38 protein-coding genes and 1 pseudogene are annotated in these 26,397 nt (G+C 33.4%); 26 read left to right on the top strand and 13 right to left on the bottom strand.

Translation table 11 applies throughout. The features are described 5' to 3' along the window. The first annotated feature begins 8 nt into the window (after positions 1 to 8). The 10 genes from I5435_RS10335 (at position 9) to I5435_RS10380 (ending at position 7,305) form a co-directional block, all read left to right on the top strand. A complete protein-coding gene (locus I5435_RS10335) occupies positions 9 to 323 on the top strand; it encodes a hypothetical protein (RefSeq protein WP_024364692.1) in 315 nt (104 codons plus the stop codon). Continuing rightward, positions 323 to 493 carry a hypothetical protein gene (locus I5435_RS10340; RefSeq protein WP_158694855.1) on the top strand — a complete coding sequence of 57 codons (171 nt, stop codon included), beginning with the start codon at positions 323 to 325 and terminating at the stop codon, positions 491 to 493. The genes I5435_RS10335 and I5435_RS10340 overlap by 1 nt, the downstream gene beginning before the upstream one ends. Before the next feature lie 219 nt (positions 494 to 712). Continuing rightward, positions 713 to 1,894 (top strand): multidrug effflux MFS transporter, encoded by a 1,182-nt coding sequence (locus I5435_RS10345; protein WP_337983746.1) that lies wholly within the window; start codon positions 713 to 715, stop codon positions 1,892 to 1,894. A 195-nt stretch (positions 1,895 to 2,089) separates the two neighbouring features. Continuing rightward, positions 2,090 to 3,829, top strand: a complete 1,740-nt coding sequence (locus I5435_RS10350) for a phage tail protein (RefSeq protein ID WP_024364690.1) — start codon at positions 2,090 to 2,092, stop codon at positions 3,827 to 3,829. Positions 3,830 to 3,844: 15 nt separating this feature from the next. Beyond that, complete coding sequence (locus I5435_RS10355; protein ID WP_024364689.1) at positions 3,845 to 4,201, top strand: hypothetical protein; 357 nt, start codon at positions 3,845 to 3,847, stop codon at positions 4,199 to 4,201. Positions 4,202 to 4,308: 107 nt separating this feature from the next. After that, positions 4,309 to 4,584, top strand: coding sequence for a hypothetical protein (locus tag I5435_RS10360; protein WP_080653398.1), 276 nt, complete (start codon positions 4,309 to 4,311; stop codon positions 4,582 to 4,584). 73 nt (positions 4,585 to 4,657) lie between these two features. Next, a complete protein-coding gene (locus tag I5435_RS10365) occupies positions 4,658 to 5,074 on the top strand; it encodes a phage holin family protein (protein WP_337983747.1) in 417 nt (138 codons plus the stop codon). Then, the gene (locus tag I5435_RS10370) at positions 5,071 to 5,739 is read left to right on the top strand and encodes a M15 family metallopeptidase (protein WP_337983748.1); all 669 of its coding nucleotides are present in this window, start codon (positions 5,071 to 5,073) and stop codon (positions 5,737 to 5,739) included. Before I5435_RS10365 ends, I5435_RS10370 begins: the two co-directional genes overlap by 4 nt. Before the next feature lie 304 nt (positions 5,740 to 6,043). Then, positions 6,044 to 6,529 carry a hypothetical protein gene (locus I5435_RS10375; RefSeq protein ID WP_229386830.1) on the top strand — a complete coding sequence of 162 codons (486 nt, stop codon included), beginning with the start codon at positions 6,044 to 6,046 and terminating at the stop codon, positions 6,527 to 6,529. A gap of 71 nt (positions 6,530 to 6,600) precedes the next feature. Further along, positions 6,601 to 7,305 (top strand): hypothetical protein, encoded by a 705-nt coding sequence (locus I5435_RS10380; protein WP_337983749.1) that lies wholly within the window; start codon positions 6,601 to 6,603, stop codon positions 7,303 to 7,305. A gap of 40 nt (positions 7,306 to 7,345) precedes the next feature. Here the strand turns inward: I5435_RS10380 and I5435_RS23170 are convergent, their stop codons facing one another. Beyond that, on the bottom strand, positions 7,346 to 7,492 hold the full coding sequence (locus I5435_RS23170) for a hypothetical protein (protein ID WP_443136946.1): 147 nt from the start codon (positions 7,490 to 7,492) through the stop codon (positions 7,346 to 7,348). Positions 7,493 to 8,063: 571 nt separating this feature from the next. On the opposite strand from I5435_RS23170, the gene I5435_RS10385 reads away from it, so the two are divergent. After that, the gene (locus tag I5435_RS10385; RefSeq protein ID WP_337983750.1) at positions 8,064 to 8,819 is read left to right on the top strand and encodes an HNH endonuclease; all 756 of its coding nucleotides are present in this window, start codon (positions 8,064 to 8,066) and stop codon (positions 8,817 to 8,819) included. A gap of 234 nt (positions 8,820 to 9,053) precedes the next feature. Here I5435_RS10385 and I5435_RS10390 read toward each other — a convergent pair whose 3' ends face one another. From I5435_RS10390 to I5435_RS10425, 8 genes are all read right to left on the bottom strand, one after another. Then, on the bottom strand, positions 9,054 to 9,755 hold the full coding sequence (locus I5435_RS10390) for a site-specific integrase (RefSeq protein ID WP_337983860.1): 702 nt from the start codon (positions 9,753 to 9,755) through the stop codon (positions 9,054 to 9,056). A 5-nt stretch (positions 9,756 to 9,760) separates the two neighbouring features. Then, positions 9,761 to 10,195, bottom strand: a complete 435-nt coding sequence (locus I5435_RS10395) for a tyrosine-type recombinase/integrase (protein WP_337983751.1) — start codon at positions 10,193 to 10,195, stop codon at positions 9,761 to 9,763. Positions 10,196 to 10,210: 15 nt separating this feature from the next. Further along, a complete protein-coding gene (locus tag I5435_RS10400; protein WP_337983752.1) occupies positions 10,211 to 10,567 on the bottom strand; it encodes a helix-turn-helix domain-containing protein in 357 nt (118 codons plus the stop codon). Positions 10,568 to 10,828: 261 nt separating this feature from the next. Continuing rightward, positions 10,829 to 11,119 carry an ImmA/IrrE family metallo-endopeptidase gene (locus I5435_RS10405; RefSeq protein WP_337983753.1) on the bottom strand — a complete coding sequence of 97 codons (291 nt, stop codon included), beginning with the start codon at positions 11,117 to 11,119 and terminating at the stop codon, positions 10,829 to 10,831. A gap of 380 nt (positions 11,120 to 11,499) precedes the next feature. Further along, positions 11,500 to 12,156: an excalibur calcium-binding domain-containing protein gene (locus tag I5435_RS10410; RefSeq protein WP_337983754.1), complete on the bottom strand. Its 657-nt coding sequence runs from the start codon at positions 12,154 to 12,156 to the stop codon at positions 11,500 to 11,502. A gap of 61 nt (positions 12,157 to 12,217) precedes the next feature. Further along, positions 12,218 to 13,186, bottom strand: coding sequence for an exonuclease domain-containing protein (locus tag I5435_RS10415; RefSeq protein ID WP_337983755.1), 969 nt, complete (start codon positions 13,184 to 13,186; stop codon positions 12,218 to 12,220). 204 nt (positions 13,187 to 13,390) lie between these two features. After that, positions 13,391 to 13,750 carry a helix-turn-helix domain-containing protein gene (locus tag I5435_RS10420; RefSeq protein ID WP_337983756.1) on the bottom strand — a complete coding sequence of 120 codons (360 nt, stop codon included), beginning with the start codon at positions 13,748 to 13,750 and terminating at the stop codon, positions 13,391 to 13,393. 261 nt (positions 13,751 to 14,011) lie between these two features. Beyond that, positions 14,012 to 14,221, bottom strand: coding sequence for a hypothetical protein (locus tag I5435_RS10425; RefSeq protein WP_337983757.1), 210 nt, complete (start codon positions 14,219 to 14,221; stop codon positions 14,012 to 14,014). A gap of 164 nt (positions 14,222 to 14,385) precedes the next feature. On the opposite strand from I5435_RS10425, the pseudogene I5435_RS10430 reads away from it, so the two are divergent. From I5435_RS10430 to I5435_RS10450, 5 genes and pseudogenes are all read left to right on the top strand, one after another. Further along, positions 14,386 to 14,685: pseudogene (locus tag I5435_RS10430) on the top strand (DnaB-like helicase C-terminal domain-containing protein); the annotation flags it as partial. Next, on the top strand, positions 14,682 to 15,176 hold the full coding sequence (locus I5435_RS10435; protein WP_337983758.1) for a hypothetical protein: 495 nt from the start codon (positions 14,682 to 14,684) through the stop codon (positions 15,174 to 15,176). The pseudogene I5435_RS10430 and the gene I5435_RS10435, both read left to right, overlap by 4 nt. Continuing rightward, positions 15,169 to 15,282: a BH0509 family protein gene (locus I5435_RS10440; RefSeq protein ID WP_337983759.1), complete on the top strand. Its 114-nt coding sequence runs from the start codon at positions 15,169 to 15,171 to the stop codon at positions 15,280 to 15,282. The genes I5435_RS10435 and I5435_RS10440 overlap by 8 nt, the downstream gene beginning before the upstream one ends. Positions 15,283 to 15,324: 42 nt before the next feature. Next, entirely contained in the window at positions 15,325 to 15,543 is a 219-nt protein-coding gene (locus I5435_RS10445; RefSeq protein ID WP_337983760.1) for a hypothetical protein, read from the top strand. 90 nt (positions 15,544 to 15,633) lie between these two features. Next, positions 15,634 to 15,831 (top strand): XtrA/YqaO family protein, encoded by a 198-nt coding sequence (locus tag I5435_RS10450; RefSeq protein ID WP_337983761.1) that lies wholly within the window; start codon positions 15,634 to 15,636, stop codon positions 15,829 to 15,831. A gap of 2 nt (positions 15,832 to 15,833) precedes the next feature. On the opposite strand, the gene I5435_RS10455 is transcribed toward I5435_RS10450, so the two are convergent. After that, the gene (locus I5435_RS10455) at positions 15,834 to 17,585 is read right to left on the bottom strand and encodes an AIPR family protein (RefSeq protein WP_337983762.1); all 1,752 of its coding nucleotides are present in this window, start codon (positions 17,583 to 17,585) and stop codon (positions 15,834 to 15,836) included. 309 nt (positions 17,586 to 17,894) lie between these two features. Between I5435_RS10455 and I5435_RS10460 the strand changes: the two genes are divergently transcribed. From I5435_RS10460 to I5435_RS10495, 8 genes are all read left to right on the top strand, one after another. Next, positions 17,895 to 18,356, top strand: a complete 462-nt coding sequence (locus I5435_RS10460) for a hypothetical protein (RefSeq protein ID WP_337983763.1) — start codon at positions 17,895 to 17,897, stop codon at positions 18,354 to 18,356. A 116-nt stretch (positions 18,357 to 18,472) separates the two neighbouring features. Further along, positions 18,473 to 18,916: an ArpU family phage packaging/lysis transcriptional regulator gene (locus tag I5435_RS10465; protein WP_337983764.1), complete on the top strand. Its 444-nt coding sequence runs from the start codon at positions 18,473 to 18,475 to the stop codon at positions 18,914 to 18,916. Further along, positions 18,913 to 19,482 carry a tyrosine-type recombinase/integrase gene (locus tag I5435_RS10470; RefSeq protein WP_337983765.1) on the top strand — a complete coding sequence of 190 codons (570 nt, stop codon included), beginning with the start codon at positions 18,913 to 18,915 and terminating at the stop codon, positions 19,480 to 19,482. The genes I5435_RS10465 and I5435_RS10470 overlap by 4 nt, the downstream gene beginning before the upstream one ends. Before the next feature lie 242 nt (positions 19,483 to 19,724). Next, on the top strand, positions 19,725 to 20,138 hold the full coding sequence (locus I5435_RS10475) for a hypothetical protein (RefSeq protein WP_337983766.1): 414 nt from the start codon (positions 19,725 to 19,727) through the stop codon (positions 20,136 to 20,138). Positions 20,139 to 20,393: 255 nt separating this feature from the next. Further along, the gene (locus I5435_RS10480; RefSeq protein WP_337983767.1) at positions 20,394 to 20,963 is read left to right on the top strand and encodes a type IV toxin-antitoxin system AbiEi family antitoxin domain-containing protein; all 570 of its coding nucleotides are present in this window, start codon (positions 20,394 to 20,396) and stop codon (positions 20,961 to 20,963) included. Next, complete coding sequence (locus I5435_RS10485; RefSeq protein ID WP_337983768.1) at positions 20,932 to 22,737, top strand: phage terminase large subunit family protein; 1,806 nt, start codon at positions 20,932 to 20,934, stop codon at positions 22,735 to 22,737. Before I5435_RS10480 ends, I5435_RS10485 begins: the two co-directional genes overlap by 32 nt. A 3-nt stretch (positions 22,738 to 22,740) precedes the next feature. Next, positions 22,741 to 22,974, top strand: coding sequence for a DUF6148 family protein (locus I5435_RS10490; RefSeq protein WP_025219718.1), 234 nt, complete (start codon positions 22,741 to 22,743; stop codon positions 22,972 to 22,974). A gap of 12 nt (positions 22,975 to 22,986) precedes the next feature. Continuing rightward, the gene (locus tag I5435_RS10495; RefSeq protein ID WP_337983769.1) at positions 22,987 to 23,247 is read left to right on the top strand and encodes a hypothetical protein; all 261 of its coding nucleotides are present in this window, start codon (positions 22,987 to 22,989) and stop codon (positions 23,245 to 23,247) included. A gap of 246 nt (positions 23,248 to 23,493) precedes the next feature. Here I5435_RS10495 and I5435_RS10500 read toward each other — a convergent pair whose 3' ends face one another. From I5435_RS10500 to I5435_RS10510, 3 genes are all read right to left on the bottom strand, one after another. After that, positions 23,494 to 23,700: a hypothetical protein gene (locus tag I5435_RS10500; protein ID WP_107896299.1), complete on the bottom strand. Its 207-nt coding sequence runs from the start codon at positions 23,698 to 23,700 to the stop codon at positions 23,494 to 23,496. Positions 23,701 to 23,846: 146 nt separating this feature from the next. Beyond that, positions 23,847 to 24,059 (bottom strand): helix-turn-helix domain-containing protein, encoded by a 213-nt coding sequence (locus I5435_RS10505; protein WP_337983770.1) that lies wholly within the window; start codon positions 24,057 to 24,059, stop codon positions 23,847 to 23,849. Then, positions 24,052 to 24,636, bottom strand: coding sequence for a sigma-70 family RNA polymerase sigma factor (locus tag I5435_RS10510; RefSeq protein WP_337983771.1), 585 nt, complete (start codon positions 24,634 to 24,636; stop codon positions 24,052 to 24,054). Before I5435_RS10510 ends, I5435_RS10505 begins: the two co-directional genes overlap by 8 nt. Positions 24,637 to 24,926: 290 nt before the next feature. Between I5435_RS10510 and I5435_RS10515 the strand changes: the two genes are divergently transcribed. Further along, positions 24,927 to 25,853, top strand: a complete 927-nt coding sequence (locus I5435_RS10515; protein ID WP_337983772.1) for a S8 family peptidase — start codon at positions 24,927 to 24,929, stop codon at positions 25,851 to 25,853. Between the two features lie 148 nt (positions 25,854 to 26,001). Continuing rightward, positions 26,002 to 26,166, top strand: a complete 165-nt coding sequence (locus I5435_RS10520; RefSeq protein ID WP_443136941.1) for a YvrJ family protein — start codon at positions 26,002 to 26,004, stop codon at positions 26,164 to 26,166. Positions 26,167 to 26,397: the final 231 nt, after the last annotated feature.

The following is a 26,397-nucleotide window of genomic DNA, read 5'->3' on the forward strand; positions in this document are numbered from 1 at the left end:
AATTCCTTGTGCGTAAGCAAGTTTATCAAGTGGATAGCGACGGGTTTATTGAGGAAGTATTTTTAGGCGAATTGGACGAGGAAGGTAATCTGATTGATCCAGTTGGTGATTACGTCACAACAAATTTACCACAACCTTTACCGTTCTATCGACCAAAATGGAATGGGGTTCAATGGGTTGAAGGTGGAACGGAAGAAGAGCTGGCTAAGCATAAAGAACAACAGTTACTGAAGAATTTAAAGCCGTCAGTGGAAGAAATAATGGATGCTGATTTAGAAGTAAAGATTCTTACCATGTTATTAGAAATGGAGGTAATCGAGTAATGGAGAAACATTTAGAAGGATTAACTCTGGTGCAAAAACGATTGGTGAAAGCTTATGCTACAAGCATTATGGGAGAGGTTCGTACGGTTAAAGATGTGAAACCAGAAGAGTTGCGGAGATACGTAGAGTTAGAAATTGCGGAACGGGAAATTGCTCATCTTGCTAAATAATTGTTGGTTTGTAATAAAGATCGATAGTTAATAAAAAAAGATTAGTAGTTTAAAAAAGTTGCATCGTTTATGCCTTTGGATGGTATAATTTTACGTATATTTATTTTAGAAGGAAGTGAATTCATGAGTGATTTAGAAAAAATCAAACTTGTGAAGCCACCATTTCCCAAGCTACGATGTTTTTCTTTCGAACCTATAATTATCTAGGAGTGTACTATTTTGAAGAAAAACATCGGAAACAAAACACCTAGCTTATTATTACTGATTGTACTAGTAGGCTTCCCACAGATTAGTGAAACTATTTTTAGCCCATCATTACCATCTATCGCAGCAGTATTTGAAACTTCTATGAGTGATGCACAGCTTACGATGAGTGTGTATTTTATCGCTTTTGCCTTCGGAGTATTTTTCTTTGGGCGTTTATCCGATAAAATCGGTCGTCGCAAGGCAATGCTATATGGGCTATTCTTATATTTTTTTGGTAACGTACTTTGTTTAGTAGCAAATGAAATGGCGGTTTTATTAGTCGCACGGTTTATTCAAGCTTTTGGTGCAAGTGTTGGCTCTGTCGTGACACAAACGATTTTACGAGAAAGTTTTTCTGGTGTTGAGCGTCATAAATTGTTTGCTCAAATTACAGCTGCCCTTGCCTTCACACCTGCCCTTGGTCCATTTATCGGTGGTTTTACTGATTATTATTTTGGCTTTAAGGTCGTATTTTTTGTGTTAGTTGCTATGAGTATTATTGTATTTTGCTACGCGTATATACGCTTACCTGAAACAGTGCTAACAACAATCCAAATGAAGCCTATACTACCAATAGTAAAGCGCATGTTTACAAATGCGCGTCTATGGCGCTACGGCGTATTAATTGGCGGTATTAACGGTGTATTATTTAGCTATTATACCGAAGCACCATTTATTTTTACGCAATACTTTAAACTAACAAGTGCTGTGTATGGTTTTTTAGGTATTATCGTTGCTCTCGCTTCTATTGCGGGTGCGATGCTATCTAAACGACTTGTTAGCCATACAAAACCTGAGAAGATTATCGTACAAGGGTTAGTCATTATGCTCATCGGTACATTGCTCGCTACATCGGTGCAATTTTTACCAAATGCATTACAAATGCCAACCATGATTGTTAGTGTGTTCATTATTTTATTTGGTACAGGTACCGCTTTACCAATCTGTTTAAGCATAGCGCTCATTGACTTTCAAGACGTCATTGGTTCTGCCAGTGCGATATTTAGCTTAGGGTATTATTTACTCGTTAGCGCTACAATCTATGGTATGAGCATTTTCCATAATGGAACAGTCCTTGCAATGCCCCTATATTTTTTAGCACTAGGGATTGTTATGCTCTTAATAAGCTTACCATTACTTTATAAAAAGATGTGAAGTGTTAAATTCTTGCTCTACGTAATAGAGCTACTATCGTATTTAAAAGTTGAATTGAAAATAGACGTCATTTCGAATGTGAAAGCTACAATAATCGTTTCATAATGTTGTTTATAAAAGTATCCTCTTTTGAGGGTGCTTTTTCTTTTGCTTGAAAGTAAGCATATGAAATACATTTTCAGTTGGTGATAAAGAATGCTAGTCGTTAAAAACTTTGCTGGAAATCAGACAGAGCCTTTTTTCACAACATCTGCACCAGTATTCGAACAAGATACTCTAGGTAATTTAACGCTTGAATTCACAATCAATAAATCAAATAACGAAGATGGATTTAACCTTCTTCAAGAAGAGTCAATTGTCACAGCAGCTAATTATGATTTTCGAGTAAAACAATTAATTGATAATAAGCCAGAACGCAAAACCATCCTTGCCATCTCGACATTCTTTGACTTAGCGTATCAATTTAAAGATAAAACTTTTGGTGGCACTCATAGCAGTCAAGAGTTTATAACCTACTTGCTTTCTGGTACAGGTTGGAGCGCAACTATTGATTTCACGGAAACTGCTACAATTTATAAATTTGGTTCAAAAAACATCATCCAGTGTGTTAATCAAATCTGTGATGCCTTCAATTGTGAATTTGAGATATTACCAAATAACCGAGTTCACTTTAGTAAATCACTTGGTCCGGATAATGGAGCACAGTATCGCTATGGTCATAACATTAAAGCACTTAGCCGAAAGATTGATACAACCCATCTACGAACAAAAATTACAGCAACAGGTAAAAATGGTTTGACTGTAACCTACACCTCACCAAATCACACAATATGGGGTATTCGTATTGCTAATCCAATTAGTGACGAGCGATTTACAAATGCAGATAACCTATTGAAAAAGGCTAAGGATGCACTTATTGACTATCCAGAAGTATCGTTTGAGCTGGATACAATCGAATTATTAGATAAACAGTTAGGTGAAAAGGTATGGCTGATTTACGAGCCGATTGAGGGCCTGAAGCTACAGACTCGAATACTTAAACGTTTTTGTATTGTAGATGAGGTTACAGACGAGTTAAAGACTATGGCTGTCACACTAGGCAACTCCTTACCTCGCACAATGTCAGATAATGAGGTTGATACGGAAGAGCTTATCGAAGATACAAAAGAAGAACTAAGTGAAGTTATCGAGGAAAATAAAAAGGAATATAAGTCTGCCATCACACAAACTGATAGCCGTATTACCCTTGAGGTAGAAAAGTTAAATAAATCAATTGCTACTATTGATTTGAAAGCCGACCAGATTAGTCTATCAGTGAGTAATCGAATTGCAAATGAAGTGGCTGCTATTAATGTTCGTGCTAATCAAATACAGTCAACGGTAAGTGCTCAAAACGTTTCAATTGGCAACTTAAATAACCGTATAGGTAGCGCTGAAAGTAGTATTACACAGCAATCTTGGCAAATCAGTCAAAAGGTAAGTACAACGGATTACAATGGCAATACCATTGCATCTTTAATTAATCAAACATCCACCACAATTAGTATTCAAGCATCAAAAATTAATCTTGTAGGCGCAGTTAGGGTTCTTTCAGACATTAGTGGGAATTTAGGTTCGATTACTTCGGGTAACATTCATATTAAAGAAGATATTCACATGGGACGCAGACTCTACTTTAGTGATATGACATCTGTAGGAGGCGCAAATGGGACGATTCAATTAAGTGCTTGGAATGACATTATATATAGCGGATCACGTCACTCTTTTAATGGAACGGTTGATTTTAGTGGAGCAAGAGTAGTAGGCCTTGGCGGTGGAGGAAATTATGTAAGTACTAACACGCTTGGTCTAGAAATTACACAAAGTACAAATAATGCAAGAACAATTGTTTTTAAACGATATGGTCGGGATTTAGGTACGATTACATTAAGATAAGGAGAAATATTAGCTATGGAACAGAATTATTTTCTAATTTCAAATGAAGGAACAGCGTTCGCATTAGAGGGGAAAATAGACTTAGGACAGATTCAAAAGATTTTAAATACACCACAAAATGTTGCTGTACGATTAGGACGTAAAGTGGTCAATAAGTTTATGATTCATGCTGTGGCAAAAAATGAATGTTCCGACATGGAGAATTATAATTTAGGTATCACAGTCGGACAAAGTAAGCTTCGTACGAATGCGGGTGATTTAGAAAAGGTATTAGATGCACTAGAATCTGATATTAATAAAATGGAGTATGTCTTGATAAATGACGCAATGTTGATTTTTAAGCATGCTTTTCAGGTTGCTGAAGCGGAATAAATAAACAAAACGTAAGCAAAGACTTAGCCTTATTTTTATTGTCAAAAAGTTATTAGAGAAAATTTCCCTCTTTTATGATTATATGGATAGTAAAAGGAGTGAAGTTTGTGGTAAATATCGTTAAATCAACTGAGTATTGCGATATCTTGAAACAAGTTAAAATTCAGGATGGAGAAAATGTATATGCAATTGAAGAAATTTATGTAAAAGCCCTTAAAAGAATTGAAGTTCGTTTCGCCTGGTATAAAATAAATGAAAATGGTGCATTGAGATATATTAAAAATGCATTAGATTTAGAAAAAGAAAGTTTGTTTGAATTGTTGAAAATGTCTATTGAAGCAGGGATTTTCGCGAAAGAACAATTCCATGCTTTGTCGAAATAAAATTAAGTCCAAATATTTTTGCCTTCCATAATCATCTGTGGAGGGCTTTTATTATGAAAAAGGAAGGTATCCAATGAAAACAGACACATTATATACATCACTTGTAGGCGGCTCCGTGGCAGGGGTCGCCTATTTTGTTGGTGGCATTGACCATTTAATCAAAGCATTCGTTATTTTTATGGCGATTGATTATATTTTAGGCGTTATGGTTGCGTTTGTTGTGAAAAACGTTGATAGCAGAAAAGCTTTAATCGGACTGTTTAAAAAAGTGGCCATGATTTTGATGGTCATTGCAGCAGTACAACTGGACTTGGCAACCGAAAGTGGCAACTTTATGCGCAATGCCATGATTCTTTTTCTAATCGGGATGGAAGGAATCAGTATGATTGAGAATCTTGGAAAGTTAGGGATGAAAGTGCCGAAGTTTTTAACAAATGCTTTTAAGCAACTTCAAATCGACAATGATGATAAAAAGGATGATAAACAATGAGTGTTACAACTACATGCCGAGATTTAGGTGAATTACTACCAGTAGCCCAAACGGCTTGCAGATTGCTCTTTCAACAGTGCTATAAAGCAGGGATAAAAGACATCTTTATTACCGAAACATATCGTTCACAAGCACGCCAAAATTATCTATATGCACAAGGCAGAACAAGACCAGGCAAAATAGTGACGTGGACGTTGAAGAGTAATCACACTTCACGATTAGCATGGGACATAGCAGTGGCTCCCCCTAAGCCCTTATATGATGTAGATACATTAACAAAAGTCGGGGCAATAGCTCGTAAGTTAGGTATTACGTGGGGCGGTGATTGGGCACGTAGAATTGACCGACCACATTTCGAAGTGAAGCCCAATTGGAAGATGCCTAGAGGGTACAAATTAGAAGGACAAGTAATTGTGCCAAGTAACAGTAAATTGAAAGTGCAATTAATTGTGGAAGACAAGAAGGAGGAAATCAAAGTGGCAAATACAACATGGAATCCAGGTTCACCAGCGATGAGAACTGAAACAGAGAACTTTATTGCACAAGCGGTTAAGGATGGAATTATACAGGCTTCACACTTGAAGGACTTACAGAATGGAGTCATGACGACGGATCGTTTGATTGGTTTGTATATTACGATTCAGCAAAGACGTAACATAAAGTAATTAATTTTAGCCCTGCTCAAAAATGAGTGGGGTTTTTATTCCTTAGTTAATGGACCGTCGTTTATAATGGCGGTCTTTTTATATATTTTTAAAAGTCACTCAGTTGAGGGATTTATTATAAACCATTAATCGTTGTTTTATTAGTAATGAGTTTTAATCCTGTTTTTTTTCCTGCTAATTTGACTTATGACATTCTTCATTCATTACATGAAAATTATATACATACTTCGAATTAATGTAAAAAGAAGGGAAAAATATTAATTTGAAGAAATTAGTAATATGAAAAATTTAAGGAGTGAAGCTAATGTTAAATAAAACAAGAGCAATAATGTTATTAAGTATTTTTTTGTTAATAGGTTGTTCAGAAAATAATTTAAATAAAGAAAATGAAAAGAATGGTGTAGGTAAAATAGAGGATAATATGTCTATAAATGAGATGGATTTCCAATTGAAAGAAATAAAAAGTTATATATTAGATCTTAACGATAGTACTACAAATGAATCTTATAAAGGGGTCAGATTCGAAATATTTTTATTTACAGATAAAAAAATACCTTTTGAAAGTTATCAAGATTTTAAATTAGAAGTTAAAGATATTTCTGATTCAAAGATACTTCTAGGCCCAGTTGGGAAATTAAATGTATCCAATACTAATGAAGGATATATTTATTCATTTTTTGTTGAAACGGCATATGGAAAATATAAAGATAATGAGCTTGAAAATATTATGAAAAATCGAGATTTTCAAATGTTTTTAGTATATAAAGGAGAAAAAATTAGTTTAGATTAAAAAATTGATTATTTTGGAAAATTAATATAAAATTAATTTGTAATAAAATACTAAAAAGGTGGATTGTGGAAATGAATAAACTATTTAAGAGTATTTTTTTTCTAGTAACAATACTATTTGTTACAAATGTAAGTGATGCTTCTGCAGAGTCTGTTGAAAATCTAGAGGGAACAACAGTGGTACAAGAATTTGAAGTAGAAGGGAACCAAAATGCGACTGTAGAATTTATCGATCCAGATTTGGTTGGTAAAAGTAGAAATGAACTATCAAAAATTGATGATAGTGTTTCTCCATTAGGAGTGATTAATGAAGTATATTCATACTCATATTACTCATATGGTTCTCATTCAATTGCTGCTTACAATGTGGGGCCAATAAGTAACCAAAAATTCTTAGTAAGTGTTGCTAGAGGGCAAACAAAAAATATTTCTCAAACAGTTACTGTATCAGGGACAGTAACATATGAAGCGAGCGTAGAAGGAAGTCTTAAAGAGGTAATTAATATTGGGTTAACTGGATCAGCAAGTGGTACAATTTCATATACTTATTCGAAATCAGAAAGCTATGTAGGTCCAGATGCACCAAATACAACTCGTGATTACTATGGAGCAATACAATATGATTTATATAATACTACTGTAAAAAAGTATGATGTATATAAAGTCTATAATGGTAATGTTCAAACAGGTACTACAACTTATCCCGGAAAATCGACAACAATTAATAATGTTAAAAAACCAAAAGCTATTGTAACTATGAGAGATTTTATTAATTAATTAAAAAGGACCACTCCTTGATTGAAGTGAAACTTTAAAGTTAGGCACGGGTTATTTCATTGGTAGCGGATTGGGTATGGGTTTGATATTGTATCGGACTCATGCCTTTTAATTTTGTCTTATTTCGTTCTAGATTTTTATCAACATACTTGCAACACTTTAAATCGATGTAAGTGTTCCTCTTAATTAACTCCGTTTTACAACCCTACAATTAAATCAAAATAAAGTTTTTAAAGCGAATATTGGCAATGATATTTTAAAAACGAATAAAAATAAATTAAAAAGCATAAATAAAAAATGCTTGAGACATTTTTTTACACCTAAAAAAGCAACCAAAGCAACAAAAAAGCAACCAAAAATCTGAATGCAGGTGAATATCGGTGAAATCGAAACATTATACAAGTGTGAAAAACCTTGCTATAATGGGCTTTGTGATTACATATGAAAGAGGGTAAAAGCATGAATGCTTACGACGAATATATGCGTTCATGCTTTTTCTATGTCTTGATATATCAACGTTTGTAGGGGTTTTTTAAGGTTGGCTTTTTGAAAAAAGTCACTGAAAGTAAACATTTATGTATTCTTATTGGATTATGAACATGCTTTTCGGAAATGCTTTTATAATATCCTATCAGGAAATAATACCTAAAACATAACGAATAGTTTTATAATTTATGTATAATATTTTTGTTTATTATAATGTGCTTTTATAATAAGAATAACCCTATTATAATAATTTAAAAAGAGGAGGTTGTTTTTTGTCTGAAAAGGTATTTGTAAGGGATAATTTCACATGTCAGAAATGCGGAAGTGTTGGAGATATACAAAATTTAGTTATAGATCATATAACTCCTAAGTCTTTAGGGGGTTCTAATACTATTGAAAACTTAATAACGTTATGTCGTTTTTGTAGTGTTTCTAAGTATGACCAAGAGTATAAAGAATTTTTATGGGATTCAGTAAATAATAATACTAATTATTTTAGTACGTTTCAAGAAAGTTTGGACAATATTAACAAGCTATTAGAATTAGAAATAGCAGATTCTAATGTTAATAAAGCCTTTTATCGATTGTTGTTTTCAAATATAATTACGTCATTGGAAACATATCTCTCGGATGCCTTCATTAATACTGTAATAAATAACAAAAAGTATATTCGCAGATTGGTCGAGACAGATCCAGAGTTCAAAAAGAGAAAACTTGAATTTTCGGAAATTTTTAAATCCGTTGAAGAAATTAAAGAAACAGTTTTAAGTTATTTATTAGATATAATTTATCATAATATTGGGAAGGTACAGAAGATTTATGGAAGTGTTTTACAAATTGAATTTCCAAGTGATTTATCAAACATATCAAAAGCAATAAAAATTAGGCATGATTTAGTACATAGGAATGGAAAACAAAAAGATGGTAATATCAATGATATAAATAGGGAAGCAGTATTGAAATGTGCGGAGGATGTTTATTCTTTTGTAAAACATATAGATGAAAAATTAAGAACACTAACAAGGTGAGTTTTGAAAATCGTTGTAGTCCTAACTACAATGTAGTATCTCTATGAATATTTTTAATTTTTCAACAAATTCAGATTCAAAGCTTGCTGTAAATGAAATTAAGATAAATAAAAATGCCGTTTGTTATCCTGTATAAGTGGAAAATCATAAAGAATTCTGTGTGGAATATTAATAAATTCTCATTTGTAAGAGATACTAAACAATTTGCTTAATATCTCTCTTTTTTCACAACTTTTAATCCAGTAATTTTGTAAACCTAGCGTGCATCCTCTCATTAGCAGTCACACGCATCCCAGCTGTAACATGCAAATAAATCTTCGTAGTTGTCTCAGAATTCTTATGCCCAACCCGATTCATTATAAAATTCAAATCCACACCTGCCTCTGCCAGTAGACTAATATGTGTATGGCGGAGGATGTAGGTGCGGAATTGTTTGTTAATGTCCGTTAGTGCACCGATGCGTCGGACGGTTTGGTTGAGCATTTTGACGGTAGGGGGGATGCCTTCCTTATCACCGAAAACAAAGTCGGACTTAGTCCATTCGCGAAATTCACGCCATTGGTAGAGCTGCTTTAATTTCTCCACGACAATATCATCAATATCGACGGAGCGGACGCTGCCTGCAGTTTTTGGGGGAGTGAGCTCGAAGTCACCCCTTAAACTTTTCTTTGCATACACTGTTTTGTTGATGTGAATAACCTTCTTCTCTAAATCCACATCTTCATACTTTAGTGCAACGGCTTCGCCTGGTCGCATTCCTGTAAAAGCGATTGCGTAGATCAGCGTGCGATATATGATATTACGATGTTTGTCCACGTAACTTAAAAATTCCTTCAGTTCATCGGTTTCTAAATAAAGCTTCGCAGTGTCTTCACTGCTAGCTTCCTCTAACGTCATTTTCTTCTTCGGTACAAAAGTAGCTTCCACAGGGTTCATCTCAATCAAACCAGCTTCCTTAGCATAAGCAAATAGCATTTTGGCTGTATTGTGGGTGCCCCGAAGCGTATTATAGGCCGTTCCATAGCAAATAAATGATTGAGCAATCCTTGTAATTCGATAGATGTAATAGCGGTCATTTTCTTTTTGGCCAAGTATCGATTGAGTAGGGAGATACAGTAGGTACGATGTTCGTTGGTTGTTTCCTTGTTGCCTTTCATACGGTAAAGCTTTAGCCAGTCTTGGCTAAATTCTTCAAACGTTATCTTCGCATCGAAGTAATATGCTTTGTTTAATTCAGCTATAGCTTTTTCAACTCTTTCACGTGCTTCCGTTTTACTTTTACCACGCCGTAATTTGATGGCGTTTACCAGTGCCAGGTTACGAGGGCCTTCACCAGTGCACCGCCAAGTTGTTTTATTAATTTGAACGTAATGCATTAGCTGTCACCACCTTTATGAAAGTGCTTCCCAAATTATTTTTAGTTTCTCGACTTCTTTCTCATTACAGTGGGGAAGAGACTTGTACCATTGCTGTAATGAGGGATTGTGGGGAAAAGGTTCTTTTAATGCAGGATTATAAGTAGGGTCATCGGACAAACCTGCAACGTCAATTAGGTTTATGTAATCATATTGATAGGCTGTGGCAATGCGTTGCAATGTTTCAGGCGTTGGTTTGATCGCATTGCCAGTACGACGATCCGTTCCTCTTTCAAGCATAGCCAAGTAAGAAAACGTAATATCCATACGTTTTGCTGCATCACGTAAAGATTCATCACCACGTAGTTCCTTTAATAACTCACCTAAACTCAAAATCGTTCACCTTCATTTCATTTGTTTTGAATGCATATACCATTCTGCTTCCAACTATAAAATAGAGTTATCATTTTGCCTATTCCAATTCAGCATAAGTAACTTTTTACTGCGATATTGTCCCAATCGTTTAAATGCAAAGTCATATTCTACATTAAATAGTCGGTGTATATTTTCGACAGTAAGATCACTAGGGTCTAGTTCATCCAACATAAAAGAGGGGATACAGGCATGGTATATAAAGTTGTTTGCTATATATTCTTAATATTCACGGAATAGGGGAGACATACGTCGTTGATTGCCAGTATGTAAGAGAACATGGCCTAGTTCATGGCAGAAATCTTGCCATTGTTGCTGATTTGTCAATTCTTCATTTATAAATATGTATGCTTGATTCTTTAAAAAGAGTGCTTGGCTTTTATCTTGCCAATAAAATACTTTAGTCCCCAGGTGCAACGCAATTGATTGAAAATCCATTTGTTGCGGTTCTATGATACCAATTCTTGTGTAGAGTTTCTGGATAAAATCCTCTGTATGTGTTGTATTACTCAATTAAACCCCTCCAATACTGCAAATAAACAGAACAAATGTTCTTTTTATTGTATAATAAAACCTCATCTCTTGGAATAAGATGAGGTGCTTGCTTATTATTTTTTCTTTCTTCTAGGAGTTTAGAAATTGGAATAACATTTTTATTATCAGTAACTTTTTGCTGTTCGTATTATAATTCATTTTTAATATAAAAATTATTGGAAAGTAATTCTAGCATTTCGATTTGTATATATTGTGTTTTAAACTTGTAATTATATAATGAATTTTAAAGGTTTTTTTAAGCCTTTATTAATCCGAATACTGCAAAAATTTTTCTACAGGACCTAAGTTTTGTGGCTTTTGGTTTATCTTATTTATAGATCTCTTTTTTTGATCACATTTTATTCGCAACCAATTCCATCACCATCTCTGTCAAGGTGTCGAGCATAGCCAGGGTCACCAGTACGGATAGGGGATGCACCAGCTGCACGAACTTGGCTACAGTTCTTGTAATAGACATCTTGAGATGTGCTAGCTGGAGCGGATTGTGTATTACTAGTTCCAGATGAAGTGGAATAGTTATCACTTGAAGCAGCTAGTTGTGAAGATTTTTGAGCGTTTGCAAGTTTTGTTGATAGGTCTTTATTTTCATTTTGAAGAGTGGTTATTTGATTTTTCATTTTATCTTGCTCTTCTTTTAAGACCTTCTTCTCTAATTCAAATCCTTCAAGTTGTTCATTTTCTGCATCTAGAATTCTTTGACTTTCTTCTGAAACTTTAGCCATATCATCTTTCAAGCTTTCAAGCTCATCATTTAATGTATCAACTTTTAATTGTAATTCTTTGTTTAATTTAACCTGCTCATTATATTGGGTACCTGGTACTGTTTCAAATTGCATTGAAATCGCAAGTAAAATGAAACTCCCAAGAAATGTTGAAAAGAAAAGTTTTTTAGAAAATACCTTTTCTTTTTTACGAACTTTCATAAACAGAAAATACAGTAGGTAACCTATGGAAAACAGAAATGCAAGAGCTCCAATAAAATCTAGTACTATCATAAAAGTTTATTCTCCTTTGTTATAATTGCTTATTTTATAGTTCTGGACAAAATAAAATATATTAAATTTTAACCTTTTGTTTCATGTGTACGGGGTCCATTTTACGAGAGATGAGTGATATGAAATCGTCTTCGTAAATGATTTGGATGTCGAAGCCTTTGTCGATTAGTTCCTGGGCTTTGATTTCTTTTGTACTTTTTCCTTTACTACCGACAAGTTTTTTGTCTTGTTCACCAAGAATTAAATAGTCTGTTTTACGACTAACACTACTTTTTAAGATTGCACCATAATCGGCTGCCAATTTAGCTGCTTTTGTTCGGTCGAATGATTTTAACTCCCCCGAAAAGACAATTTGTTTATCAAAGAGTGGGTGAGTAATATCAAAGACTGTTGTTGATGGTTGAATGTCAGTAATTTTTGTAGAACGGAACTTGGTTTTGCCAAATGTATTCGGTGCATTAATAACAGAGAATGCTTTGATGGGAATGTCATTATATACACTTATGTATTCTTCGACAGTTGGAATGCCTTTTGCTTTTAAACTTCGTAAAACTAATTCAGCACAAACACGTGCATCATCCAATCCGTGATGGTGATTTTCTAATGGGATGCTAAAATACTCTGCACGTGCCTTTAATGAGCGCTCGAAATCACTTCCGCAAACCCGATTTGTGAACGGGATAGTACAAAAATAATCGAATTCATTGGTAGCAATGTCAAAAAAGTCTAGGCAGCTTTTCAAAACACCCAGATCGAATTGAGCGTTGTGGGCTACAATATAATAGTCACCATTGAAATAGTGGGAAATTTGCGGCCAAATTTTATGGAATTTTGGTTTAAACATTACATCAATCAATGCAAGTCCATGTATTGCTTTATGTTCTGGATCCATCTCAAAAACAGCTGGGCACATTAGGAAATAATGTTCATTAACAATCTGATTATTCTCTACTACAACTAATCCAAGTGAGCATGCACTGTGGCTTTTAGGTGAAGCTGTTTCAAAATCTATTGCTACAAATCCTTTCATACAAACATCTCCTTGTTATGTATATATTATCGTGCGTAAATATAACTATAAAAATGTTAAAAAATTAAACTGTTTTACAGTTTATTAATATGGATAATTGAAATTACATCTTTTAAGTATTTCTTTGAAAATAAAATATATCTATAAATGTTTTATAATTACAAATATACATTATTTTAAAGGACATGCAATTAAGAGCATGTCCTATTTATTCTCATTTTTGATGATTTCCCAAATGTTTCGAAGTTTGCGTACTGCTTCTTCATCTGATTTAGGAAGTTCTTTGTAAAATACATTTAATTCTGGATCATTGGCGAAGGCTTGAAAGTCAGCTTCGTCTTTTTCTTGTGGTGTCAGTGCAGAGATGTTTGTACGTCCAAGAAGATAGTCAAGTGATACTCCAAAGAAGTCAGCGAGTTTCTTTAATGTTTCAAAGTCAGGTTGTCTACTTCCTTGTTCATAAGCTCCATATGTAGCACGAGCAATACCAACCTTGTTTGCTACATCAGCTTGTAAAAGTTTTCTTTCTTTCCTTAAAGAAGTTAAACGAGTGTTGAATTCCATGTTTGTAACTCCTTCCTTATAAGGAATTATAACGCTACAAAATGTAGAATTAAACATTTTCTTCTAAATGAAGAATTTTTGTTAAAAAACTACAAAAAGTAGAAAATATTAATCAGTTATATATTCTACATTTTGAAAAATGAAAGTGGGAGAAAAGTGCGCCATTGGCTAAAAATATTTCGTGAGAAAAAAGGGGTGACTCGTAATAATTTAGACTACCGCACTGAGCGCGTGAAGATTTAGTCATTTAGTTTTCGTTAGTTATATCCAATCTATATCTTCTCTAAATTTTTTATTTAAGTGGGTATATACTCTTCTTTTTGTTTTGGTAAACATCGGATTAATTGTCACTGCTGTTGATGCTGAAGTAAGCTCTGGAATGATTTCAGGGGCAGTAGCTATAACCCATTCAATTAGCCTTTCTTTCTTGAGATTCTTTTTGAATCCAAGAATACCAAACGGTTCAATCATATTATTTAATTTGTTCCGTTTGTATGCACCTATTGCAGCAACAATATCAACAACAACAACAAAAATATTATGTTTAATTAATTCTATAATATTATCATTGATAACAAATCCTAAGTTTTCATGATTGTGATATAGATGATTATAAAGGAACTCTCGAAGTATATATGGTAAAAGTGTTTAATTGCCCTGTGATTTTCCTAGCTCAACTCAATCGCAGTGTCGAGCAACGTCAGGACAAACGCCCTGTAATGAGCGACTTACGAGATTCAGGCAATATCGAACAAGATGCTGATGTTATCGCATTTTTATATCGCGATGATTACTACGCCAAAGAATCCGAACGCCAAAATATGTTGGAATTTATTATCGCTAAGCACCGAAATGGAACGACTGGCACAGTGTTCGCCAGCTATGTAAAAGACACGGGCCGACTGTCCAATATAGCCTGGAGTGTTGCCAGATGAGCGACCTTATTACGGTGAAGGAGGTTTTGGAGTATGCGACAGAGTTTAAATTGTGTTGGTTTGCCCATCAAGTCTATTGGGCTGTGTCTACAAAACAAATTCAGTTGGAGGACGATTCTAATAAATTGCTAGAGGTAGCCTATGATGATGCGGCAGTGCGTGAAATGACTAATCGTAATGTCCTTGGCATTGGTCGAATTAAGCTATATGTCGTTAAAAGCTTTGGCCAATATGCTTTTTACTTTGCTAGTGATCCATTTGAAGTCAATATGCTGCATCAAGCGTTATTTGGTGAAGTGGCAGGAGCCATTACAGAAGCTCATCGATTGTTAACAAAGGTGATGTATTTTGCAGATTTCGATATACAAACCTCACTGCTAGAATACCGAAAAACGATTGTGCAATTTCCAGCCTACCTTGGTCATGCAGCGGCAGGTCAATATAATTTGTATCGCCTAGATTTGCACAAAGGGGGGAGAAGGATTGTCTAAGCAAGAACGTGAAGAGATCATTGCCATTATCATGCTACGCAAAAACTATGCAGAAGAAATGCTTCGTAATATGTCAGATGAAGAGCTAGTAAAGACGTTGGATTAGTTATAAAAGTGACTTTAGCTTGAAGAAAAGAGAGGGATGAAGATGGATAATGTAAATATCTATGAAATCCTTGGCGTTTCGTATGACCCTATTTATCAGGCGCTGAATCAGCTTCATGATGATCAAGAAATTCATATCGGCAAACATACCATTCGTAAAACAGCTAAATTTTACGAAATTGAAAATGATCGTTTACATGAATGCTTTAAAGAAAAAGAACGTTGCTATCAAGTGTTAAGCAATTTAGTCATGACCAATTAAAAAAGCTATGGCGGCAACCATAGCTTTGATAGAGCAAAGGCTTCTCCCTTGCTACCAGTAATATCATTATAGCATAAGGGGGAAGCATTTATGCGATTAAAACCACTAGTCATTTCGAACGACGGCATCCTACAAATCGACATCATGGAACTCCCCGAAAACTGCGTCATCGTCCTCTCCGATGGCATCGCAAAATTCACCGAGCTCCCTGCACACGCTAAGACAAAGATTGTGACGTATCAAGGGAAGGTGAAACGTGTTGAATTTGATGAGGGGGAGGAGTTTTGAACTCAATAATGATTTTGTGCTAATTGATTATTAAAACTAGACTCAAGATGATCTCTGAAGCCCTTTTGTATTAATTTTCTCGCTTCGGAAACATCTGCATTATAACTTTTTAATAAATTCTCAAGGTGTTCTATAGCATCTGGTATATTTAATTGTGAAAAAGTAATAAGGTAAATAATATAGAACATTTTTTGATCGGAAACTTTGTAATTATGGATATTATTGTTATATTCTTTTTCTATTTCGAAGAATTTTTCTGCTTGGTGTAAACAATTCTCGAGTGAAAATTTTTCTGATTTAAATATTTCGTCATAATAATCTATAAATAATCTTCTTTTTTGATTACTAGCTCTATCTGGATAACCTATTGATGAATATAGTATTTGGGCCATTTTTTCCATAGAAATTCTTTCTTTGTACTCTTTTTCTACATCCCCTAAGTCGCCAGCTTTCCGTGCATATTGAATACCGATTTCTGAAAAGTATCTTTCTAGTTGTATTTGTATAATATCAATTGATTTTAAATCAATATCTGAAATTGCATTTTGACTATTAGTATATTCAGCTATAGAGTTTTGTAAAGTATCATCTTTACTTGTTTTAAAGATTCTTATTAGTACATAAGCCTCTCGTAATTTTGAAATTTTTTTTGAATCTTCATTATCATTTAAAAATCTATAGATTGATCTAATTGTTTGACCACCATTAACTATTTGGAAATTTTTGATTGTAAACAGATATTTTACACCGCTGTTTTTTGGTTCACAGTCAATGTTTTCGGCTGTTATCGTAATGCCGTTATTAAACATAAAGAAATATTGATGATTTCTTAATAATGTATCAATTATATTTTTATTATATTTTGTATCACCTAGGTAACCTCTCACATTGTCATATAAAAGTGAAAAGTCTAACTGAGAACTCAAAATTTCTTCATCGTTTTCTATTGAATAATTATTGGATAACTCTTTATTGTTTGAAGAGATTCTGATTAAATCTAGTAATGATAATTTTAATATATAGGATTTTTGGGTAGATTTTTCATCGCTTTGAAACGACAAGAATTCATTTTGGGATATCATAAAAGTACTTTTACTATCTTCATTTTTAGTATTATAAAATCCAATAATATCATCTAGTGAAATATTAATTATTTTCATTCCATAATTAGATTCTAATAATTCAAGATATTCATTACTACTGGAAGAGAAACCTTTTGCTTCGTTGGATACCATATACATTGATATGTTACATATCTTACTGCTATTTAAATGGCTTATTATCTTGTTTAATTGTTTATGAACAAGACTGTTTGTATTTTCATCTAATTTTTCATTTCTAATTAGATATTCAAGAAATTTAGTACTTCTAGATATATCATTTTCACTTTTTGTTTTTTCTGGATTAAATGATTCTCTATATTTAAAGTTAAATAATTTAATGTCTATTTCACCATTTGTGCTTCTCATTATTGAAACTGCATCCATACCTAAATCATTAACATCAGTATCGTTGTTTACGTATCTATTATATACAGTATCAATAATAGTGCATGTATTACTATTATCTTCATTTGTAGTATCTTCTGATGAATTTGAATCTAAAAAACCTGTAACATTTTCTAGAATTAAATGATAAAAACCTAATCTTTCTTTTGTTAGGTCATCTAAATGTGTACTGTTTTGAACTTTAAGATAGTCAAACATTTTTTTACTTTTTAATTTTATAAGGATAAAGTCATTTCTATTAGCCATTGTAGTCTCCTTTAAATTCTATATACGCTAATTAGCATTATTAGGTATAATAGTATCATAAGAATTACAAAAATTTAACATGATTTTTCACCTCGAGAAAATTGCTTAGGGTGCTTTGTTTTATAAAAGGAGTTTTATTAATAATGGATACTTATAAAAAGGATAAGGTGAAGTAAATTTGAAATCTTTTGATTTTGAGGAGAATAAAAAAATTATTAAAAAAGAAACAAACTTAAAACTTTTTACTATAGCAGGATATATATTTATTATGATAATATTAGGTTTTTTTGTTATTTAATTTCCTTTTTTGTGTCTGTATGGATCTTTCAGAATTTATCTGTTTGGGAAGTATATAAACATTTATTTTCTTATGGAGCAAGAGGTATTGAAGAAACTCTTGCTGGATATAATATTTTATTATTTGCGATTTTATCAATTTTTTCAGTATTAATTTATGCTGCCATTCTGAAATTCTTAAAGAAAATAAATAGTTTTAGAAATAATTATGAAGATTTGAGAGAACAAATTTATGATGTGTTAACGATGTTAATTTTTCTTTTTGGCTTTTTACCTTTAATGCTAAAATTTTCTATAGCAAATGATTATAAAACATTATTTAAAGAGATTGATATTACTTTTTTAATATATATAGTAGGATTATTACCACCCTATTTATATTCAAGTTTTTCGAAAATATACTATTCTATTGAAGAAAAACAATTTAGTAAATCCCTAATAAATCATATGGAAAAAAAGATTAATAATAAATAACTTTTATTTGTGTATAAAAGTTCTACCAGCCTACTGGAGGACAACATTGGATAGCAGCAAACAAGCTGCCGTCTTTTGTTGTCCTCTTTTTATTTTAACCAAAGGAGAGATGATTAGTGGATATTCTAAAAAATATTGATGGCAAGGCAACACAAAAAGCTATAAAAAAGGTCTTACGACAATATCGAACGTATCAACTAACGACACCTGAAGATTTATTGCCTACGATTACTGCGAATTATAACTTAAACATACCATCCTATAGTGGAGGAATTCATTCAAAAGTTGAAAATGCAGCGATCCATAATGTAGAGCATTACAAGCAAGCGAAAGCCTTTTTTGAAAGATTTAATCGTGCTTTTTACAAATTGACGCAAAAAGAGCGACAGATTATTGTAATGGCTTGTTTAGAGGAGACGCCTTTGTATAATTATCAAATCTCAAAAAAGCTCCATATCAGTGAGCGTACATTTTATCGTATTAAGGCACAAGCATTGTATAAATTGGCTTTAGTATTGCGGGTGGAGGTATATGAGGGGAATGAGGTGACGAGTCAATGAATTTTGTTCAGCCAATACGTGATATAGACAAGATTGGTGATGTTCGTAAAACATTGCAAGACAATCCACGTGATGAATTGCTTTTCTGTTTTGGTATTTATACTGGGCTAAGAATAAGCGATATTTTGCGTTTAAAGGTAGGAGATGTTCGTCATAAGCATGTGTTGTTTATTAAAGAGTCAAAGGTTCAGAAAAAGAAGCAAAATAAGACAAAACGCATTCCAATATTAAAAGAATTGCAAAAAGTGCTCTCTCCATATGTTGAGGATAAAGAAGACCAGGAGTATTTATTCAAATCACGACAAGGTAAAAATAAACCAATCACCCGAGTAAGGGCATATGCTATATTGCGTAAAGCTGCTTTGGCTAATGGCTTGGATGAAATAGGGACACATACTCTACGTAAGACCTTTGGTTATCATGTATATCAAGAAGAAAAAGATGTGGCGTTGCTGCAGGATATTTTTAATCATTCAGCTCCCTATATTACATTGAAATATATTGGGGTAAATCAAGATGCAATCGATCAAGCGTATCAAAAATTAAATAAACGATTGAAATTTTAAAATAGCACTGATGTTGGTGCTATTTTATTTTGCCCATTATAGGAAATGGTTCAACATCTTGAAATAACAAACACTTTTACACGCTAAAGACATTTACAAAATAAGGACTTGTAAAGCTCATGATTTGAATGTGGTGTAAAGTATTGAGAAATCTAACTTTTTAACACTTTCTGTACCTTAACAGAATATAAGATATGTTAATGTGAATATGGTATGATTTTCAAAAAGGGGATTTGATTTACGTGTTGGAAAATAAATTTGAAGAGATTATATTCACTAAAAAGGATATGGAATTTTTAAATAAATTAATGAAGAAATTCTATCTTAAAAAGATATCTAGTACGGAATTCAGTGCAAATATAAATGAATTTAATAAATTAAGTGAAAATAAGAAAATACTTTGTAGAGCTAGACTAAATTTTATATTGGAAAATACTACGCCATTATCATACATGGGACCTTTAATTAGCTATGTTGTCTCAATAATTAATTTGTTTATCTTGTATATTACTAGAGAGTATAAAGGAGCTGACTACTACTACATACCAATGATAGCGATAAATATCTTATTTCTACTATTTTTTATGTGGCCATATAGATCAGAGAAAACTAGAATTTCTCAGTGTAAATATTTATTAGAGCTATTAAAAAGATAATGGCAGACTCGTGGCAGGATTGTGGCAGAAAGTTGCCAGACTTTTTCGGATACGGCATGTTAATATAGTAGTATGTAATAAATAGTAAACAACATAACGATAGGCGATGCAGCACATGCTGCGTCGTCTTTTTTTGTCTTAGGTTCTTCTACCCAAGAACGCCAGCCTGCGGGTCTCCGACGCGAAAAAGTGCTAGATATAGTGCCAAAAAAGGTGTTCCTTCCATCCTGTAAATCAAGTGAGGTGAGTACATGTGTGACAGCGAAAACGAAATTGGATGATCGAACGATTGTCAATACGAAAACGATTGCCAAAATGTTTAATATGACAGAAAGAAATGTTCGTTATTTAGTTGAAGAAGGTGTAATTGCGCGTGTTGCTCATGGCCGCTATGATCTGATCGATACCGTCAGTCGCTACATTACTTTTTTGAAAATGTCCTATGATGGCATTGATGAGAACAAGGTGATGGAGTCTTTAGATTATGAGAAATGGTTGCATGAGAAGGCGAAACGGGAGAAGGCTGAAATTGAGTTGGCGCATCTAAAACGAGAAATGCATAAGGCGGATGAGGTGGAGAAAATTCAAAATCATATGGTGATGGCGTTTCGTTCAAAGATGTTGTCGCTCCCTTCAAAGTCTGCATTACTTTTAGCGAGTAAGGATGACCCGAAGATGATAGAGGCATTACTGGAAAAAGATATTCATGAGGCATTAGCTGAGCTTGCTGAGTATGATGCAGCACAGTATTTTACAGAGGATAATGTTGAATTAGAAATGGATGGTGATGAAGATGGTCCAAAAACAGACAATGAGCCTGTTTAAAGGAATTGCCGGCTTAGTAGCGCCTCCTCCAAAACTTACGGTATCGCAGTGGGCGGATAAGCATCGTGTATTATCTAAGGAATCATCAGCAGAGCATGGGCGATGGAATACGGAGCGTGCACCTTATCAAAGAGAGATTATGGATGCAGTCAATGATCCTGGGGTTGAACAAATTGTTGTGATGTCGTCTGCACAAGTTGGGAAATCCGAAATATTAAACAATATTATCGGTTACTATATCGATTACGATCCGTCACCAATGCTTTTAATGCAGCCAACGCTTGAAATGGCAGAGGCTTATTCAAAAGAACGCATAGCTGCCATGATACGGGATACACCAACTTTAACGAAGAAAATTAATAGTCCTAAGGCGAAGGATGGAAATAATACGTTGCTACAAAAGAAGTTTCCTGGTGGCCATTTAACGCTTGTTGGTGCCAATTCACCTGCAAGTCTTTCTTCTCGTCCTGTTCGTTTAATCCCTTCTGACGAGGTAGACCGGTTCCCAGCATCTGCAGGTGCTGAAGGAGATCCATTAGCACTTGCGCAGAAGCGAACAAAGACTTTTTGGAACAGTAAATGGGTATCTGTAACGACACCTACTATTAAAGGTGCATCGAGAATTGAAGCGGAATATGAAGAAAGTACAATGGAACAATGGTGTGTATCTTGTCCGAGCTGTGGGTTATTTCAACCGTATAGTTGGTCACAAATTCGTTTTCAGACAGTGACGATGGAATGTGTGCATTGTAAGGCACAACATAACGAAGTGGAGTGGAAGTCACGTCCTGGAAAATGGATTGCGCGAAATCCTGAAGCATCGAAGCGAGGTTTTCATTTGAATGCACTAGCATCACCTTGGGAGAATTGGGCAAAGATTATTGCAGAATTTAAAGAAGCAAAACGTAAAGGGCTAGAAACATTTAAAACATGGGTCAATACAACGCTCGGTGAATCTTGGGAAGAAAAGACTAATGATCAAGACCATACGAAGCTTGTGTCCAGACGTGTTCGTTATGATTGTGAAGTGCCTAAGGATGTATTAGTGCTGACAGCAGGTGTCGATGTGCAAGATGACCGTCTAGAAGTGGAAATAGTCGGCTGGGGAGTGGATGAAATTTCCTGGGGAATAGCTTATAAAATATTTTATGGAGATCCAGCGCAGCAAGCTGTATGGAATCAAGTTGATGCATTTTTATTAAAGGATTATATACGGAACGACGGTGTAAAGCTTTGTGTTGCTGCCACTTGTGTGGATTCAGGTGGGCATTATACAAGTGAGGTCTATGATTTTTGTAAAGACAGGGAGCACCGTCGAGTATTTGCGATTAAAGGAAAGGGCGGTAATGGCGTCCCGTATATTAATAAACCGTCAAAAGTAGGGAGACAACAAGTACATTTATTTACGCTTGGCGTCAATGAAGGGAAGGATTTAATTTATTCCCGATTGAAAAATAAATACGAAGATAAGCCTGGTTATTGCCATTTTCCGTTAGAAGCGGATAAAGGGTATGACGAGGCTTTTTTTATTGGCTTAACAGCAGAAAGAAAAGTGACACGCTTTTTTAAAGGAGTTCCGCGTATTGAATGGGTGAAACGTTCTTCCAATATACGAAATGAACCGCTTGATTTACGAAATTATGCAACAGCTGCTTTACGTATTTTAAATCCGGATTTGAACTATCTTGCCGAACACAATTTAACGAGCAACATCTATACGCAAACAACGAGGCGGAAAAAACGTAAGCGGAGAGTGATTTCTAAAGGAGTGTAGAAGATGGCTTTTACGGTTGATGAATGTAGAGAAAGGTTAGCTATATGGTTGGAGGCAGAGGCGAAAATCGCCATTAATCAGAGTTATTCGTTAGAAAATAGACGTTTTGACCGTGCAAATTTGGCGCAAGTAAGGGACCAAATAAAGTTTTGGAGAAGCGAATTAGCTTTAGCTGAAATGCGAGAGTACGGTCGAAGTCGTAGACGAGTGATACGAGTTGTGCCACGTGATTTGTAGGGGGTGTGACAAGTGAACTTATTGGATAAAGCGATCGAGGTTGTTTCGCCTGAAAGAGCATTGAAGCGTGCAGGTGCTCGCAAGCGACTACAAATTATCAATTCAGGTTACGCCAATAGTGGCGCGAATAGGCGTAAGAAATCGATGATTGGTTGGATTTTTAAAGGTGGTTCCACGAAAGAAGATATCGATGATAATCAAGATACATTGCGTCAACGATCTCGCGACCTGTATATGAACACCCCACTTGATGAACAAACAAAGCATGATTAAAGTGACACAAAAAGTAGTGACTGGTTACTGTCACATTTGTTATAAAGATTATGAGGTGAAGGATTTGCCAAAGAAATAGCTAATTGAGATACACAGCTTGAGGGCTTGCTTATAACTGTATAAAAAAAGCAACAATACTTTGTGTTTAACACGAAAATTGTTGCTTTTTTACATGTTCCTTATCTTTCTGTCGCTTTACCATAGATTGTTTAGTTTAATTATACCTAAAATTAAATACAAGGATTTCTATTTTCTAGTGTCAGAATTACAAATCTCAATACCGTAAGTTTGTTCTAAAGATTTTTTAATTTCCTTAAGTTCTTTAGTATATTCTACACAAATATTTTGGTAAAGATTTTTTTCTGTCTCATCACAAAAATCAAGATGTTTTGACATTTTTAAAAGATCAATTTTTATTTGATTATACTTTCTCAATTTATCTTCAAATGGCATTGTATCACCTCGTTTGAGAATATTAAAGGTGGCAAATGTGATTGAATCGAGGATAAAGGTTTTAATAGTCCTTTGCATTAAGCGCTTAACTATGTCACTTTTAAATTGTATAATTGTTTTAGAAGTTATAATGAGTAAGTGAGATTTTAGCGCATTTTATCAATAATGCTCCAAAAACTAGGTGCTTTTTCTCGAAAATTAGTATTTCTTATTTTTTCGAATATTTTTATATGCAATTCTTGCTTTAAATCTTCCCTTTCATTTAATGATGTTTGATATAGTGCTTTTCTTATAGAGCCCTCGAACTTTTTTAGATAATCCTCAAAACATTCATAGCAACCATGGTTATCTTTATCCATTTTCTTCGCCTTCTTTCAGTAAATTAATCTGCAATTTTAATTTTCTTAGAGCATTTTTGTGAATATTCGAGATATTTTGAGGTGTGGAATTAACTAGTTCAGCAATTTCTTTGTTGGTTAGTCTCTTTACATAAATTAAATCTAATATTTTGTATTGATAATCAGTTAAAGAGTTTAAAGCTCTAATAGTTGTTTCATCAGTTAATTCATCTCTTAATGTTTTGTATTTAGTTGTAAATTGCATTGAACTTTTGATGTATTCATCATTAATTCTAGGCATATCTAAAGTTAAAATATATCTATCGTTTATTTTTTTTACTTTTTTATCAAAATCAATAGCATAATATTTAATTAAGCTAAAAATATATGCATTCATTCTTACTTTTTCGTAATACAATTTAAACTTATCCTCAACTTTATCTTTATTTTCTATTGTAGGATTCAAAATAGCTTTCTTATACAGTTCATAATGATGTTTATCTTTTAGAAATCCTGCTATCAGTGGGTTTTTTTTTAAGGCATTTTCATTAATTGCATATTGAAAGTTAGAGTTACATAGAATATTTTTACTTTTCATAGTATCCCCCTTTTGAATTCTTCCTATTTTCATAAGTGTAATATATAACTTAATTATAAATAGCTTATAAGAATATTTGTTCTATTTTTATTATCGATTTATTTTTTTATTGTTTATTTAATATTAAAAAATCATTAATAGTCAAATAATCTAATAAAAAATAGGAGGTCTTAGAATTAAATTTAAGTATATTCCAAAACATTTCCTCTAACTATTAAAATTGAATTTGTTGGCATTCTTATTTAAAAACATCTCTTATTTCACACTTAAATTACAAAGGAGATGATTAAATGATAAACAATGAGATTATTGTAAATCCAGGGAAAATAGTTAAGTTATTCAAAACCTTAAGTACTGTACCCGACAATCTAGATAAAATAAGAGCTAGAGAAATTTGGGATGAGACAGATCAGGGCTCAGGTATTATAGTTGCTGTTTTAGACAGTGGAATTCAAACAAATCATCCAAGCTTAAAGCGTAATATAATTGGAGGTTTTAATTTCACAGAAGATGACGAAGGAAAAACGGAAATTTATAATGATTATTTAGGGCATGGTACTCATGTTTCGGGTATTATCGCAGCATTAGATAATAATAAAGGTGTAGTTGGTGTTGCACCTAAGAGTAATTTACTTGTATTAAAAGTAATTGATAAACATGGTAAAGGAAGCTTTAGGAGTTTAATTAATGCAATTAATTATGCTATGGAATGGGTTGGCCCTTATGGAGAAAAAGTAAGTGTAATAAATATGTCATTAGGAGCTACGAAATCTATTGAAGAGTTGCGAAAAGTTATTAAAATGGCACATTCCAAAGGGATAGTATTAATCGCGGCAGCTGGAAATGAGGGAGATGGAGATAAAGAAACAAATGAGATATCCTATCCGGGTTTCTACAAGGAAGTCATTCAAGTTGGCTCAATTTCAGAAGTACTGACGCCTTCGATATTTTCTAATTCAAATGATAATCTTGATTTTGTAGGCCCAGGAGAAAATATCCTCTCAACCCATATAAATAACGATTTCGTTGAATTAACAGGGACATCTATGGCAGCACCATTTGTCGCGGGTTCTGCTGCGTTAATATTAAAGCTAAAAAACTCCAATGAACCCCGCTTAAATCCTATTTATGTATATGACTATTTATTAAAGCATGCTCTTCCTTTGAAAGAATTCTCAATAAATCAAGTTGGAAACGGATTTATTCAATTAAAGTAGTAACTGTAAATTAAGAGATTAATATAGATACGAAATATTATTACTTATTACTACTCTATAATGATATAAAAAATTTAGAATAGTAGTTGAATCTTTATAATTAATTAAATCATTCATTCTTTTTAAAAATTAAAAGGAGAAACATCAAATGATAACAACAGGAGATATTCCAATGTGGATTAACTTAACTGGAAATTTTGGTTTTCCAATTGTTATTACAGTTTACTTATTTGTAAGATTTGAAAAGAAAATAGAAAAATTAGAAATAGTAATCTTGCAATTATCTGAAGTTATTAAAAATTGGAATAAGTGACTGCCAAAACAATAATTTACGGTTACTTTTAAAAGAGTTTTTATAAATTTAATGATAAACAAGAGCTGTTAGATGAATATTAAAAAAGTGAAAGGAATTACTTTGACTGTATTAGAAAGAAATAAGTTTAAAATTAGAAAGCATAGTGTGGTTTTCAACTTGAAAAAATTCTTTAATTATAAAATACTCATATTAAGAAATCACCTTTTATCCAATCAGGTGATTTTTTTT

This window comes from Lysinibacillus sp. C5.1, assembly GCF_016350185.1.
GTDB classification, from domain to species: domain Bacteria; phylum Bacillota; class Bacilli; order Bacillales_A; family Planococcaceae; genus Lysinibacillus; species Lysinibacillus sphaericus.